This window comes from Maridesulfovibrio sp. FT414, from assembly GCF_050916235.1.
Classification (GTDB): domain Bacteria; phylum Desulfobacterota; class Desulfovibrionia; order Desulfovibrionales; family Desulfovibrionaceae; genus Maridesulfovibrio.
Map to the genome: position 1 here is coordinate 911,113 of NZ_CP104854.1, position 15,415 is coordinate 926,527.

The 15,415-nt window shown below is 52.4% G+C and carries 15 protein-coding genes; 7 read left to right on the plus strand and 8 right to left on the minus strand.

From position 1 onward, the window contains the following. Window positions 1-33: 33 nt before the first annotated feature. From rbfA to N7E73_RS04115, 6 genes are all read left to right on the plus strand, one after another. A complete protein-coding gene (rbfA, locus tag N7E73_RS04090; RefSeq protein ID WP_432737753.1) occupies window positions 34-387 on the plus strand; it encodes a 30S ribosome-binding factor RbfA in 354 nt (117 codons plus the stop codon). After that, window positions 350-1,315, plus strand: coding sequence for a DHH family phosphoesterase (locus N7E73_RS04095; RefSeq protein WP_432737754.1), 966 nt, complete (start codon window positions 350-352; stop codon window positions 1,313-1,315). The genes rbfA and N7E73_RS04095 overlap by 38 nt, the downstream gene beginning before the upstream one ends. Before the next feature lie 14 nt (window positions 1,316-1,329). Continuing rightward, a complete protein-coding gene (gene truB, locus N7E73_RS04100; RefSeq protein ID WP_432737755.1) occupies window positions 1,330-2,265 on the plus strand; it encodes a tRNA pseudouridine(55) synthase TruB in 936 nt (311 codons plus the stop codon). Window positions 2,266-2,338: 73 nt separating this feature from the next. After that, window positions 2,339-2,608 (plus strand): 30S ribosomal protein S15, encoded by a 270-nt coding sequence (gene rpsO / locus N7E73_RS04105; protein ID WP_432737756.1) that lies wholly within the window; start codon window positions 2,339-2,341, stop codon window positions 2,606-2,608. Between the two features lie 293 nt (window positions 2,609-2,901). Then, window positions 2,902-5,190, plus strand: a complete 2,289-nt coding sequence (gene pnp / locus N7E73_RS04110) for a polyribonucleotide nucleotidyltransferase (protein WP_432737757.1) — start codon at window positions 2,902-2,904, stop codon at window positions 5,188-5,190. Window positions 5,191-5,354: 164 nt separating this feature from the next. Further along, window positions 5,355-6,095 (plus strand): substrate-binding periplasmic protein, encoded by a 741-nt coding sequence (locus N7E73_RS04115; RefSeq protein ID WP_432737758.1) that lies wholly within the window; start codon window positions 5,355-5,357, stop codon window positions 6,093-6,095. A gap of 170 nt (window positions 6,096-6,265) precedes the next feature. On the opposite strand, the gene N7E73_RS04120 is transcribed toward N7E73_RS04115, so the two are convergent. Then, on the minus strand, window positions 6,266-7,051 hold the full coding sequence (locus N7E73_RS04120) for a prepilin peptidase (protein WP_432737759.1): 786 nt from the start codon (window positions 7,049-7,051) through the stop codon (window positions 6,266-6,268). A gap of 157 nt (window positions 7,052-7,208) precedes the next feature. Here N7E73_RS04120 and N7E73_RS04125 point away from each other — a divergent pair, with 157 nt between their 5' ends. Next, window positions 7,209-8,498, plus strand: coding sequence for a phenylacetate--CoA ligase family protein (locus N7E73_RS04125; RefSeq protein ID WP_432737760.1), 1,290 nt, complete (start codon window positions 7,209-7,211; stop codon window positions 8,496-8,498). Window positions 8,499-8,906: 408 nt separating this feature from the next. On the opposite strand, the gene gmhB is transcribed toward N7E73_RS04125, so the two are convergent. From gmhB to N7E73_RS04160, 7 genes are all read right to left on the minus strand, one after another. Next, on the minus strand, window positions 8,907-9,440 hold the full coding sequence (gene gmhB, locus N7E73_RS04130; RefSeq protein ID WP_432737761.1) for a D-glycero-beta-D-manno-heptose 1,7-bisphosphate 7-phosphatase: 534 nt from the start codon (window positions 9,438-9,440) through the stop codon (window positions 8,907-8,909). Window positions 9,441-9,606: 166 nt separating this feature from the next. After that, window positions 9,607-10,410 carry a tetratricopeptide repeat protein gene (locus N7E73_RS04135; RefSeq protein ID WP_432737762.1) on the minus strand — a complete coding sequence of 268 codons (804 nt, stop codon included), beginning with the start codon at window positions 10,408-10,410 and terminating at the stop codon, window positions 9,607-9,609. 30 nt (window positions 10,411-10,440) lie between these two features. Next, window positions 10,441-11,565, minus strand: coding sequence for a glutamine-hydrolyzing carbamoyl-phosphate synthase small subunit (gene carA, locus N7E73_RS04140; RefSeq protein ID WP_432737763.1), 1,125 nt, complete (start codon window positions 11,563-11,565; stop codon window positions 10,441-10,443). After that, window positions 11,562-12,305: a 3-deoxy-manno-octulosonate cytidylyltransferase gene (gene kdsB, locus N7E73_RS04145; protein WP_432737764.1), complete on the minus strand. Its 744-nt coding sequence runs from the start codon at window positions 12,303-12,305 to the stop codon at window positions 11,562-11,564. Before kdsB ends, carA begins: the two co-directional genes overlap by 4 nt. A gap of 53 nt (window positions 12,306-12,358) precedes the next feature. Continuing rightward, window positions 12,359-13,636 (minus strand): 3-deoxy-D-manno-octulosonic acid transferase, encoded by a 1,278-nt coding sequence (locus tag N7E73_RS04150; protein WP_432737765.1) that lies wholly within the window; start codon window positions 13,634-13,636, stop codon window positions 12,359-12,361. Window positions 13,637-13,693: 57 nt separating this feature from the next. Then, window positions 13,694-14,602 carry a D-alanine--D-alanine ligase gene (locus N7E73_RS04155; protein WP_432737766.1) on the minus strand — a complete coding sequence of 303 codons (909 nt, stop codon included), beginning with the start codon at window positions 14,600-14,602 and terminating at the stop codon, window positions 13,694-13,696. Further along, the gene (locus tag N7E73_RS04160; protein ID WP_432737767.1) at window positions 14,568-15,170 is read right to left on the minus strand and encodes an HD domain-containing protein; all 603 of its coding nucleotides are present in this window, start codon (window positions 15,168-15,170) and stop codon (window positions 14,568-14,570) included. Before N7E73_RS04160 ends, N7E73_RS04155 begins: the two co-directional genes overlap by 35 nt. Window positions 15,171-15,415 lie beyond the last annotated feature (245 nt).

The window sequence follows — 15,415 nt, forward strand, 5'->3', positions numbered from 1 at the left end:
CGGTCAGGAAAATTTTTTTTAGAGGATACTAGAATGAAGACATCAACTTCCCGCCGCTCCGTAAAAATGGGCGACCAGATCATGCGTGAAATAGCAACCATGCTGGTAGAGGAAATTGCAGATCCGCGCCTTGAGCTGGTAACCATCAGCGGCGTAAGGATGAACAAGGACAACAAAATCGCCGAAGTCATGTTCACCATGTCCGGCGACAAGGAAAAAATAGAGGCCGCAATCAAGGGTCTTGAAAAAGCAAAAGGCTTCATCCGCAGCAAACTGAGCCAGAGAATCCGTGTTCGCCAGATTCCCGAACTCAGGTTCACCCACGACAATTTTCTCGAGGAGATGGTTTATGGAAGCAAGGTTGAAAGAGATCTGTCGGATTCTTAAGGAAGAAAACGACTTTCTCGTAGCAGCACACTTCAACCCGGACGGAGATGCCCTCGGCTCAACTGCAGCCATGGGATATATCCTCGAAAAGCTTGGCAAGCGTTACCGCCTCTACAATCAGAGCGGTATGCCGGAAGCCATGCAGTGGTTTGAAATGCCTGCACCGGTGCTGACCGAAATTCCCAAGGGATTCGACGGCTGGTACATCATCCTTGACTGCGGGGACGCTCCGCGCATGGGCGAAACGCTCATGAACGCAATGGACCCGGAGAAATCCATCAACATTGACCATCACATGGGCAACTCCGGTTTCGCTGCCGTCAACTGGGTGGACACCAACCGCCCGGCAGTGGGGGAAATGATCACCCTGATCGCCCGTGAACTCAAAATTTCCCTTTCCGGCAGGCTGGGCGAGGCCATCTACCTGTCCATTGCAACCGACACCGGTTTCTTCACCTACAATAACACCAAACCGGAAACCCTCGAAATAATCGCGGATATCCTGCGCTACGGTCTCGACCTCGGAGAGTATGTTCCCAAAATCAGAAACCGGTGGACCATGAAGCGTATCAACCTCTGGACCGTTGCGCTCAGCAGGATTGAGCTCCACCATGATGGACAGACCGCCATGATTTTCATCCCGCAGGAGATGCTCGACGATGCCGGTGCCTCCGGACCTGACTGCGAAGGACTGGTAAGCTTCATCCTGCGCATTCAGGGGGTGCGTGTTGCTGTACTTATCCGCGAAGACAGCCCCATGCGCTACAAATTCAGCCTGCGCTCACAGTCACGTGACAATGTTCAGGCCGTGGCAGCCCTCTTCGGAGGCGGAGGCCACAAGAATGCCAGCGGCGGACTCATTGAAAACAATCCCGACACCGTGCGCGACAAACTGATCTCCGCCATCGGCGACCGGATCATGAAATAAAGGTTCATTTCAACATGGGAAGAAAACCCAAGATCAGCCCTCTTCAGAAACACGGCGTTCTGGTGCTGAACAAGCCGTCTGGACCTACGTCCGCAGACTGTCTGAACTCAATCAAACGGGAACTAAAGCAGTACAAGATCGGCCATGCCGGAACTCTTGACCCCCTTGCCGAGGGAGTGCTGCTGGTAATGCTCGGCAACGCCACAAAACTCGGGCCTTATCTGACCGGACATGATAAGGTATACTCCGGAAGCCTGACAATAGGCAGAACTACGGACACTTACGATATTCAGGGCACCGAGACTTCCACCGGTGATATTTCCGGGATCACGGAAAAAATGGTGGAAGATGAAATTTTAGCATGGAATGACTTGACTAGTCAGGAAGTTCCGGCCTATTCCGCTGCTAAGCATAATGGTAAACCGCTCTATGAACTTGCCAGAAACGGGGAAGAAACCCCTATCAAGATCAAGAGCATCGAAATATTTGACGCAGAACCGCTGGAAGTGACTCTGCCGATGGCCCGTTTCCGGGTTGGGTGCTCAGCCGGCACCTATATACGCTCCCTGGTCCACAGCTTGGGGTCGCGGCTCGGATGCGGCGCGGTAATGGAATCACTTAGGCGCGAAGAAAGCCGACCTTATCGGCTCAGTGAAGCACACGATCTGGATGATGTGCTTGCCGATCCGGATGGATTCGAGGCACGGGTAATTCCCCTTGCGGATGCCCTGCCCCATTGGCACAGGTTCACGGTTACCGGAACCATGGCCGCATCCATCAGGAACGGAGCAAGGATTCCGGTGGAAGACGTGTGCACGGACGGCCTGAAAATCTTCGAGGGAGAAAGAGCCATGTTCCTTGATCATGAAGGGACTGCCTTGGCTCTCATGGAGACAAAGCAGATCGACGGCAGGCTTCACTGGGTAATACTTCGCGGCCTGTGGGGCTGATTCCCCGCGGGACAATCAACTTCCGGCACAAACAACAATACTCACGCATTACGACGTGAAGGAGGATAGCGCTGTGGTTATGACTGCTGAAGACAAGGCAAAAGTTATCGAAGAATACCAGACCAAGCCCGGTGACACCGGCTCCCCTGAAGTTCAGGTTGCTCTTCTTACTGCAAGAATTCTGTACCTGACCGACCACTTCAAAACTCACAAGAAGGATTTCCACTCCCGCACCGGCCTGCTCAAACTCGTAGGTCAGCGCAGGAACATCCTGAAGTACCTGAAGTCCAAAGACATTCAGCGTTACCGTGACCTTATTGCAAAGCTTGGTCTGCGCAAATAAGCAGTTTCAGGGGAGGGTTTGCCCTCCCCTTCTTTTTGTGCACTGTCTGCACTTTTGTGTTTTCATCTGACTTCACATCAGATAGATGATAGTTAGATTTGATTGAAAACGATTTTTGTTGAAACGTCCGGGCTTCTAGCGGCCCGGAGTCGTAGGAATCCGTGCTCTCCTGCAATGGATTTTTAGTTGGCTGAGGAAGGGGTTCATTTCACTAATGAAATCCTCCCTTAGCCGGCTGGAAAATTCGGGCAGCATCGGATTCCGTCATTGTAACTGATTTAATGAGGAATATCATGTTAGTACCTTTTGAAAAAACCAGTGTCACCGGCCAGGTCGGCAATCTGGACATCACCCTTGAAACCGGTCGCATGGCCAACCAGACCAACGGTACCGTATGGATTCAGTCCGGTGGAACCGTTGTGCTCGTCACCGCCGTATCCATGGCTGCCGACGGCCCCCGCGATTTCTTTCCCCTGACCTGCAACTACCTTGAAAAAACCTACGCAGCAGGACGTATCCCCGGCGGTTACTTCCGCCGTGAAGTAGGCCGTCCGTCCGACCGTGAAACCCTTGTTTCCCGCCTCATGGACCGCCCCATCCGTCCCATGTTCCCCAAAGCTTTCTGCGACGAAGTACAGGTCATCGCCACCGTTCTTTCCGCTGACACCGATACCAACCCCGATGTGCTGGCAATGACCGGTGCATCCGCTGCACTGCACATTTCCGACCTGCCCTTCAACGGCCCTGTTGCAGCAGCACGCATCGGCATGGTGAACAACGAATTCGTGCTTTACCCCACCTACAAAGGCATTGCCGAAGAAAGCGAACTCAACCTCGTATTCGCCGCAACCCGCGACGCAGTCATCATGGTTGAAGGCAGCTCCAAGTTCCTTTCTGAAAACACCATCGCCGAAGCCCTTGAATGGGGTCATCAGCAGCTCGGCCCCATGTTCGACCTGCAGGATGCCCTGCGCGAAAAAGTCGGTCGCCCCAAAATCGAAGTGATTGAGCCTGAAAAGGACACCGAGGTCATCACCCTCATCTCCGATAACTTCTCTGCTGACCTCGACAAGGCCCTGACCATTCCCGGCAAGATCGAGCGCAAGACCGCCAAGTCCGAAGTAAAGGCCAAGGCAGTTGAGTTCATCAACGAAAAGTTCCCGGAAAACCCCGAAAAGGCAAAAAACGTCGGCGATGCCATGGCTGATCTGGAAAAGAAGATCGTGCGCAAGCGCATCGTTGAACAGGGTATCCGTATCGACGGACGCGACCTTACCACTGTCCGTAATCTTTCCATGGAAGTGGGCAACCTGCCCATGACCCACGGTTCCGCACTGTTCCGCAGAGGTGAAACCTCCGCTCTGGCAATCTGCACCCTGGGCTCCACACGTGACGAACAGAGATATGAAACCCTTACCGGTGAAGACACCAAGCGTTTCATGCTCCACTACAACTTCCCCCCGTACTGCGTGGGCGAAGCCAAATTCCTGCGTGCGCCTTCCCGCCGCGAAATCGGTCACGGAACCCTTGCTGAGCGTGCTCTGCGCCCGGTTCTTCCTTCCCCGGAAGAGTTCCCCTTCACCATGCGTGTGGTTTCCGAGGTAATGGACTCCAACGGTTCTTCCTCCATGGCTACCGTATGCGGCACCACCCTGTCCCTGATGGACGCCGGTGTACCCATCAGCGCACCCGTTGCCGGTATCGCCATGGGTCTGTGCCAGGAAGGCGACCAGTATTTCGTCCTCACCGACATCCTCGGTGACGAAGATGCCCTCGGCGATATGGACTTCAAGGTTGCAGGTACCACCGAAGGCGTAACCGCCATCCAGATGGACATCAAGATCAGCGGTATCCCCGCCGATGTTCTGCGTAAGGCTCTTGCTCAGGCTAAAGATGCCCGCCAGCTCATCCTCAAGGATATGGTTGCAGTAATGCCCGAGCCCAGATCGGAACTTTCCGTTCACGCTCCGCAGATGGAAGTTCTACACATCAACCCCGAAAAGATCAGGGAACTGATCGGACCCGGCGGAAAGAACATCAAAGCCATCACCGCTGAAACTTCTGCCGATATAGACATCGAAGATTCCGGTAAGGTTTCCATCTTTGCCCCCACCCTCGAGTCCCTCAAAAAGACCGTTGAAATGGTCCGCTACTACGACCAGCAGGCCGAAGTGGGCACAAACTACGTGGGTACCGTCAAAAAGATCCTCGAAATCGGCGCTATCGTTGAAATTCTGCCCGGCCTTGAAGGCCTGCTGCACATTTCCCAGCTTGACGTTGAACGCATCGCTGAAGTAACCGATGTTGTTCAGTTGGGACAGGAAATCACCGTCAAGGTTGTCGAAGTACAGCCCAACGGCCGTATCCGTCTTTCCCGCAAGGCATGGCTCATGGAGCAGGCCGGACAGGACATCGATCTTGAAAGATTCAAGATGGGTGCTGACCGTCCCCGCGGCGGAGCTGGCGGAGACCGCAGAGGCGGCAACGGCGGTGGACGCCGTGATGACCGTGGCGACCGTGGAGGACGTCGTGATGACCGCGGCGGACGTGACGGAGGTCGCGACGGCGGACGCCGCAGATAGATCTGCCAGATACGATTATTCAAAATCCCCCGGAAACAGATGGTTCCGGGGGATTTTTCATTAGTTGCATCAAAAAATGTTTTAAAAATATTTTTCTTGGTTTATTATCTGAAAATAATCCGTGTATACCCTTTTACACCTTTTCCCAACAAGAGGAGCGCTCTATGAAAAAACTACTGATCACCCTCAGCTGTGTACTGGCGATCCTGATTTCTTCTGTCGCCTATGCCGAAACCATCACTGCAGCGGCTGACCCATGGGTTCCTTTCATCAATCCTGATTCCCCCACCCAGGGACTTTCGATGGAAATTGTTACCGCTGCCTTCAAGACACAGGGCTACGACGTCAAACTGGAAATTGTTCCATGGGTAAGAGCTGAAAACGGTGTAAAAGAAGGCAGCTACGACATCCTGCCCAACACATGGATGACCGACAAGCGTAAGGCATACCTTAAGTACAGTGCTCCTTATGCTACGAACCAGATCAAATTCATCAAACGCAAAGGAGACTCGTTTGAGTACAACGGGCTGTCCAGTCTGGCAGGGAAAACCGTCGGTATAGTAAGCGGATATGGCTACAGTTCCGATTTCATGAACGATTCAGGTTTTGTGCGTGAACCAACCACGGAATTGATCACCAACATAAAAAAACTGATCGCGGAAAGAATAGATCTGGCCATATCCGATGAAATCGTAGCCAAGGCAACCATCTCGCAAAGCAACAGCGCTTTTCTTGATAAAATTGAATTCACTAAAAACGCGATGTCTCAAAATGACCTTCATGTAACATGCGGACTAGCCAACCCGCGACATTCAGAAATAATTGATGCTTTCAACAAGGGTCTGGAAGCCATCAAGGCAGACGGAACCTACCAGCAGATAATGGCCAAGTACGGAATCAAATAAATTTCCTGCAACATGCAAAACAATAACGGCGGAATCCCTTTCTGTGGAATTCCGCCATTCTCTTTTGAATCTTTGGTCAATATTCATCTGCCAGCACAAGTGAAAGAACAACCGTCAGTATTACCGGTTACTAAAACGTTATCTAAGCATCAGGACTACGAACCGTACCGCTAATATGAAAAATACCAGTTCCAGAACGGCGTTCCATATAAGGTCGTCAGCATGGACCCGAGTGCCAGAAACGGGCCGAACGGAATCATTGAGCCATACTCCTTGTTTTTGTCAACGGCCATCATCACCAGACCGGCCACAAGACCGGAAAAAGCAGATACCGTTATCACCAACGGCAGGTTCTGCGGTCCGGCCAAGGCCCCGATCATGAACATGATCTTCACATCTCCGAGTCCGAGTCCTTCAACTCCCTTAAGGCCGCGGTAAAGCAACCTGAGCGACCAGAACAGCCCTCCGCCGATTCCGGCCCCCATCAATGCCCCGTCCCAGCCTAGCGGCGTGAGCAGTGCGGCACACGGAACAGCAGCAATTGAACCGGGGATGGTGATTATGTCCGGGAGAATGAATGTCTTGAGGTCAATAAATGAAGCCACTATCAGAAGGCCGCCGAAGAACATGTGCAGCAACCACGTTGAAGAAGGTCCGTAAACGATCATCAGCAGGACCGCCCACATAACCGAAGTAAACTCAACTATCGGATAAAGGGGACTTATCTTCTGTCGGCATGCCGAGCACTTTCCTCCGAGCACAATATAGCTGAGCAGTGGAATATTCTCGTACCAGCGAATGGTATGCCCGCACTGCGGGCAGGTTGAGCGACGGGGATTGGTCAGGGTCTGTCCGTGTATGTAACGTAAAACACAACAGCCATAGAAACTGCCGAGCACGGCACCTACAAGGGCCGCCCCAATTATTTCGTGCAAATTGAACGGTAATGCTATCATGGTGGCCTTGGAACGCTTGAAGATTTCTGGTTTTCCTGCAAAACTGCCCTGTCCGATTGATCCACACAGGTGAAACACGGTTCGGGCAGATCACAGGCCGTTGAAATGTGGATACGATACTTACGATGATTGAACAAGCTTTCTAACGGAGACGCAAATGGGCAGCAAATATAGATTTATACCGGAACTTAGTGCAGAGGAACTGGCCGCAAAGCAACTTGAAGGACTCAAATGGACCGTTGGACATACCGCCGCTAACAGCCCGTTCTACGCAGCCCGCTACAAGGATAAGGGAATCACCCCCGGTGATATTAACTCGCTTGAAGATCTCACGAAACTGCCCTTTACCACCGCAGATGACCTCAAGGACGGCTACCCCCTCCCGCTGCTGTCAGTTCCCGAGGAAAGAGTGGTGCGCATCCACGGTTCCAGCGGAACGACCGGTAAGCGCAAAATCCTTTCCTACACTCAGAAGGACATCGACACCTGGAAAAATATGTTTGCCCGCTGCTATGAACTGGCAGGGCTGAATACCCTTGACCGGGTTCAGGTCTGTGTCGGTTACGGTCTCTGGACGGCCGGAGCCGGATTCCAGCTCGGTTCGGAACACTTCGGAGCCATGACCCTGCCTGTGGGACCGGGGATGCTTGAAATCCAGCTTCAGATCCTTGTGGACCTTGAGGCAACCTGTCTCTGCTCCACCGCCTCAATGGCCCTGCTTCTCGGCGAGGAAGCCCAGAAAGCAGGTCTCACCGACAAGCTGAAGCTCAAACGCTGTATTTTCGGGGGCGAAGCACATACCCCCAAAATGCGTAAACAGTTCGAGGAATCCCTCGGACTCGAATCCAGCCACGATATTTCCGGCATGACTGAACTATACGGTCCCGGTGCCGGTATAGAATGTCTTGCCCACGAGGGCATCCACTACTGGGCCGACGAATACATCGCCGAGATAATCGATCCGGTCACCCTCCAGCCCGTACCCGATGGAGAAATAGGAGAACTTGTCGTAACCTCCCTGAACAAGGAGGCCTCTCCGCTGATCCGCTACCGCACCCGCGACCTGACCCGCATTATCCCCGGACAGTGCTCCTGCGGATGCTCAATGCCGCGCCACGACATAATTTCCGGCCGCAGTGACGACATGTTCATCTTCCGCGGGGTAAACATCTATCCCGGACAGATTGCATCCGTCCTCGAATCCTTCCCAAAAGCCAGTTCTGAATACCAGATCTACCTCGAACGGCGCGAAGGGCTCGACCACATGACTGTGCGTGTCGAACGCAAACCCGGAGTGTCTGAAGCCAACGACTCCAATCTCGCCAAGGCCATCTGCGAGGAGATCCGTAAGTATATCCTCGTTCGCTCAAATGTTGAAATCCTCAAGCCGGGCCTGCTGCCACGCAGCTTCGCTAAAACCAAACGCGTTTTTGACGAACGCGGGTAACAAAAGATGCCTCCGGCGGCCAAAGAAACCTTTGAAAAGGTTTCTTTGGACTCTTCCAAACTTTTTAGCAGGGCTTCGCCGCTTCGTATGACTAAAAGTCATTTGAGGACATCAAAGACAAAATAAAAGACCCTGCCCACGGAAACATGGGCAGGGTCTTTTGCTTATATGGCTATAGCCTTAGCCCGAATATCTCATCAAGATATGCATCACAAGCATTTTTATAAAATTAAAACAATGAATTGCCTATGCTTAGCCTGCTTTTGGTTAATGACAATTTTTCAATTCATGCAGCGAAGCTTGCTCAAAGTTTTTGGGATTCTAAAACCTTTTTGACAAAAAGGTTTTTAGCCCCCGGAGGACCGCCAGAGGCATACTTTTACTAACTCTCCAACATATAATAAAAAACTACTTTTGCTGTAGAATAAACTTGACGGCATCGACAAGGTCATCTGCTATGTATGTTGCCTTGCCCTGACACTTGGGTTCTTCTTTTCGGCCCTTTCCGGTACGCACAAGGATTGCCCCTGCTCCCTTTGACAGCCCCAGTTCCACGTCACAGAGCTTATCCCCGATTACATAGCAGTCGGTGGGATTCATGCCGAATTCAGCTATGGCCTGATCAAACATCCCGGCTGCCGGCTTTCGGCAATCGCAATTTTCATCCGGCCCATGCGGGCAGTGGTACACTGCGGCAAACTTGACTTCGCTACCTGCAAGAAGTTCTTCCATGCGCCTGTTAACGGCCCGCATATCGGATTCAGAGTAATAGCCGCGACCTATCCCGGACTGGTTGGTAACAACAATTAGCCCGAAACCGGCCTCAGCCATCATTTTCAAACCTTCACTAGCGCCCGGAATCAACTCCACCCCTGCCGGATCGCTGAGGTAATGCTTGTCGACAATGATTGTACCGTCACGATCAAGCAGAATGTACTTCATTACTTTATTCCATTAAAAAGGGGAGAACTGAAAATTCAGTCCTCCCCTGCTTTATCAATTTAATCCGAACGGCCCGGCCACGCCGGTAGCGACAGCCTACTAAAAGTTTTTGAAGAGTCCAGAGAAACTTTTTACAAAAAGTTTCTCTGGCCGCCGGAGGCATTATTTACTTGCCTATCTTCTTCAAGGCGAACTTGAGCATTTTTTCCGCTTCAGCGAAATTGGGATTGATGGCAACGGCCTTTTCTGCAGCCTGGGCCATCTTGCCCCATTTCTGCCAGTCATAGTAAAGACGACCAGTGTTGAAGTAGAGATACTCGTCCTTGTTATTGATCTGCAAAGCCTTGAGATAGTATTTCTCGGCAGCTTCAAAATCCTTCATCTTGCGTAGAACAATTCCGATGCGGTTATAGAGGAAGATCGCATCGGGGTCATTGGCAAGAGCCTGTTCAAGATATTCGAGAGCTTCGCTATAAAGTCCGGACTTGATGAACTTATCGGCAATCTCAGCCCGCAGCTCTGTGTCATCCTTGAATTCGCGGATGAGCTTGTTGAAAAGCTTCTGAGCTTCAGAAACCTTGTTCTCTTCAATAAGGGCCTGCCCTTGCTCAAGAGTCTCCCGTTTCTTCTTTTCCATGGCCGCCAGCATCTGCTGAGCATTGGCACTAACGTTCTTCTGAAGCTCCTGCAGAATCTCCCGCAGAGTATCAAGCAGTTCCTTTTCTTCACCACGGACATAACTGATGATCAGGGGATAATCTTCCCTGAGCTTCTTGTCGCTGTTCAGAATATGAACTGTGTTGTCCAGCAGGTCCTGAAACTCCTCGCGTTCGGACTTCATCAGCCCGCCCTTGAGGATAACAAGTACAGCATCATAAACAGCCTGTACGGCTGCCATGGCTTTCTGCTGCTTGAGCAAAGAAGAAATGCCGGACAGCTTTTTTCTGGCATTGGTAAGTTCACCGGACATTATGGTCTCCGACGTTATGTTTTGCCGCGTCTACTTTCCGGTTGCCTCTTTTACCAGGTTACGGAATCTGGCGAAGAAATAGCAGCTGTCATGCGGACCGGGTGCTGCTTCCGGGTGGAACTGGATCGCGATAATCGGCTTGGTTTTATGAGCAAATCCCTCAAGAGTTTCATCATTGAGGTTCTTATGGGTGATTTTAAGATCGGAACAGTCGGAAATGTCAACGCAAAACCCATGGTTTTGTGAAGAAATCTCGATTTTTTTGCTTTCCATGTCCATAACCGGATGGTTACAGCCGTGATGACCGAACTTAAGTTTGAAAGCCTTGCCGCCGAGAGCCTGACCGAGGATCTGGTGTCCAAGGCAGATACCGGCAACGGGCAGGTCTTCACAGAAAGAACGCGCACTGTTTACGGCATGGTCCAGAACGGCCGGGTCTCCGGGACCGTTGGAAAGGAAGATGGCATCAGGCTCAAGGGCTCTGATCTGCTCTTCGGTAAAGAACGAAGGTACGGACAGAACCTCAAAGCCCTGCGCGTCGAGAAGGCGCAGGATATTCCACTTCACACCGTAGTCGATGAGGATAAGACGCGGACCCTTGTCTTCCCATTTGTAACCGGAGGTTACATCCACGGGAACAGGCTTTCCTTCTTTCCATGCGTAGCAGGTTTCGGAGGTAACGGTGTCGGCGAGGTTCAGCCCTTCCATGGTAGGGAGCTGTTTTGCCTTTTCCACCAGTTTCGCAGGATCAAGCTCTTCGGTAGAGATGATACCGCGCATGGCGCCGTTGATACGCAGGTGGCGGGTCAGGGCACGGGTATCAATTCCTTCAATACCCATGATGCCTGCCTCTTTGAGATATTCTGGCAGTGATTTAACGGAACGCCAGTTGGAAGGATGCTTGCAGCATTCCTTGACGATAAAAGCGGCAACATGAACCTTTGCGGATTCAATGTCTTCTTCGGTGATGCCGTAGTTGCCGATAAGAGGATAGGTCATGCAGACCATCTGTCCGGTATACGAGGGGTCGGTGAGGACTTCCTGATATCCGGTCATTCCGGTGTTGAAGATAGCTTCTCCGCCAGATTCTCCGGGTCCGGTGAAGGAGGTGCCTTCGAACCAGGTGCCGTCTTCAAGTGCCAGTATGGCTTTCATATTTTTTCCCTCTCAAGAATCTTTATTGCTGTATCCAGGTCTTCAGGGCGGTCAACTCCATGGCAGGAGTGTGCGGTAATTGTGACGTGGATGGGTATGCCGTTTTCCAGCAGTCGCAACTGTTCCAGCCGCTCTCTCTTTTCAAGCGGAGAAACAGCCATGCCGGCGAAGGCTTCAAGGGCTTCCATGCGGAAACCGTACAGGCCGATATGTAGAAGGTAATTCCCGTCGTCATCATGGGAATATGGGATAGGTGCGCGGGAAAAGTATAACGCCCGGCTGTCTTTTGCAAGCGCAACTTTTACCCGGTCCGGACTTAGGGCCTCCTGAGCACTGATAGGCGAAGCCAGAGTGGTTACCCTGACACTGCCGTCGGAAAAAGGACTGACCAGTTCACTGAGCATCTCGGGGGCGAGGCAGGGCTCGTCTCCCTGAATGTTCACTACGACGGAATCACCGGGCAGCCCCAGCTTCTGGGCGGCCTCCAGCACACGGTCGGTACCGCTGGTGTGGGTGGAAGCAGTCATCACGGCCGGTACGCCGTGTTTTTCCGCTGCCTCCATTATAAGTTCGCTGTCCGTGGCCAGGACAACCTTGTCCATTTCAGGGCATTTGGACGCCCGGTTCCAGACATGCCAGAACATGGGCTTTCCGCAGATGTCCGCCAACGGCTTTCCGGGGAAACGGCTGGAGTCATAACGGGCAGGGATAATGCCGTAACAACCGTAGGTAATGCTCATTTAGTTCCTTTTTCTCAAATGTCCCCGGCTACATTCCGGAGGACTGCGCAGTGCTATTTACAGTTACGTTTAATGGCTGCACACGCCGCATCGGTGCCGCCACGCATTTCTTCAAGATATTTATCGAAATCGCCTTTAACCTTTTCAGGTTTCACAGGCCTCTTGCTGATGTCCAGCAGGGCCTGCAGGACTCCTTCCCAATCCTTCTCCTGTCTGGCAAGTTTCTGCTCGAAAATCTCTTCGCCGATCCAGGTGAAGTTGGACCAGTACGGCCCGATTACCGGTGTAATGCCATGCGCCAGAGGCTCAAGGAAGTTCTGCCCGCCAACGGGAGCAAGTGTGCCGCCGATAAATGCCGCGCGGGCAAGGGGAAAGGCTGAATTCATCTCACCGAAAACATCCCAGAGGACCACGTGGCCGAAAGGTGCGTTTCCTTCGATCTCCGACCGCAGAATCCACGGTAGCCCGGCTTCTTCAAGCATGGACTTCCAGGCATCTATGCGATGCATATGCCGGGGGAACAAGCCGATAACGGTCTTGGGACGTTCGGATTTGATTCCTTGAACCAGCTTGAGGACCTGCGACTCCTCCTCCTTGCGAACCGAGCCCAGAATTATGAACGGGGTCTTGGGGCGGAAGATGGAGGAAAGCGGGTTGGCCGTGTAGGGAACAGCCTCCGCAGTGACGGTCCCGTCAAACTTGACGTTGGGCATGGTTGAAACCTTGTCGATCTCAAACAGGGTCCTGAACCGGGTGGCATCGTCTTCGGAAATTGCCAGAATCTCTTCAGGGGCCACAGACTGGAAAAATTCAGGGAACGCCATGTACCCGGCAAGGCTTTTGGTAGTCATGCGTCCGTTTATGATCAGGACCTTTACGTTTTTTTCCCTGCAGGCGGCCAGAAAACCGGGCCAGATTTCAGTTTCAACCAGTACCACCAGCTTCGGCTGCACGGCTTCAAGAGCCTTTCCGGCCAGTTCGGGACTGTCAAAAGGAAAATATGTAACGGCAGCGGATACTCTTCTGGTGTTCGGTGTCAGCCGGTAGGCGGTCCTTTCAAGCTCGGACAATCCCTGTGCCGTATTTGTGGTCAGCAGGAATCTGGTGGGCCGGTCCATGGAAATGGCATCCATAATCCGGGTCACGATCTTGGCCTCACCTGCGGAAGCGGCCTGAATCCAGATATCCGCACGGGGCGGAAGGCTGTGCTTTAGTGTTCTGCGGTCAAACCCTTCCCTGAGACGGTCATTGCGTTTCAGAAAGGGAATGGCGGCTTTCCAGCCGAGTCCGTAAAGAAATGAGGCTGTCCTTAGCTTGAGGGATTTCGACATGTGTTGATCCTGACGTTTCCGTTCCGCGGCCTGCCCGGTGGGCGGACCCTGTTAAAATTACTTCCGCTTCCTCTGTCCCAACTCAATAAGTCTGGCGATCAATTCATTGAATGAATATCCTGCGGCCCTGGCTGCCCGCGGAACCAGACTGGTTGGAGTCATGCCGGGCAGTGTGTTCACTTCCAGCAGGTAGGGTACTCCTTCTGATATGATAAAGTCCGCCCTGCTGTAGTCCGCAAGGCCGAGCAGCCTGTGAACCTTCAGCGTTATCCGCTGGATCTCTTCGGTCAGCTCGGCGGAAATGGGTGCAGGGCAAATCTCCTCGGCCCCGTCAGGGGCGTATTTACTGTGGTAGTCAAAGAATTCAGCATTCTCCGGCGGAGTAATAAGAATAAGAGGCAACGGTTCATCGTCAAGAATACCGCAGGTTACTTCGATACCTTCGGTATATGCCTCGACAAGAGCACTGTCCCCCATGCTGAATACGGTCTCGATGCCCTGCTTCAGTTCATCGGCAGTACGGGCAAAAGTCATGCCCAGACTGGAACCTCCGGAATTAGGCTTGATGAACACGGGGGGAGCAAGCTTCTCAAGCCCCCTGCATCCGTCAGTGGGACAGATCAGTTCCCAGCGCGGGGTGCGGATGGAATGCATGTCAAAAACTGTCTTGGCTGCGCCCTTGTTCAGGGTCAGGAATGAACCCTCAGGCGCAGAACCCTGATACGGGCATCCGGCCTGATTGAGCATGGCCTGGATAAGTCCGTCTTCACCGGGAGAACCGTGAAGGTTGATAAAGGCGAAATCAGCCTTGCCCGCACGGACAAGGATCTCCGCGAAATCCTTTGCAGGGTCCAGCAGCTCCACTTCGTGGCCCAGTTCAAGCAGGGCCTGGTGGATGCCTTTGGCTCCGCTTAAAGATACTTCACGTTCATCAGACCAGCCGCCCGCTATCAAAAGAACATGCATTGAGATCAACTCCGATCAGCTTGCCGAGCCGCTCTTCAAGGACAAGGGCCTGCTCGTATGTTTGGTGAATTCTCTGTATGATTTTTTCGGTTTTTCCATACCTTACTTTAAGGTCACCGAATCTCTCATCAAGTGTCGTCAGGGTGTCATGCATAACGCGCTTGTCGGCGTAGCTGACCACCAGCGGAAGGAAATATTTATCAGCATCAGGATCAAACGGCCAGAAGACATGGTGCAGAACCCCCATGGCCACAGCAGGATTACCGGTAAGGCGCATGGTCCACGCCGCACCAAGCTGGCTGTGATTGCCTCCGTGGTGAATGCAGTAACTCTTGGCAATATCGTGCATCAAGGCCGAAGCCCGAATGGTCGGGACATCAACATCAACCCCGGAACGCACGGCCATTTCCGCCACCCGAACGGCAACATCCGCCACGAGAGCACTGTGAGACCTGATATTGTCCAGCATGGAGAACTCTTCCCACCAGCGGACACATTCGTCAGACGTGGGGACATACCACGACGGGTCAATCCTGACCGGCGACGGAGGAGCAAGAACTGATTCCATAGGGGGGTAACCGGGAGAAGGTTTATCCGGAATTTTCTTTAATTTGATTTTATTCATAGAAAGTTTTCGCGACCTGTTGCGGGCTGAAACTTCCTTTTGTTAGCACTTTGTTTATAAAAAGGCAAAGCCCCGAAAACAAGCATTCCGGGGCTTTGCCTTTACTTAGAACAAGTCGGCCATGAAAATCGTTATGCGACAGGTAAATCTCCGGTCATCCCGACTGGATCAATATACCTTCGTAGAAG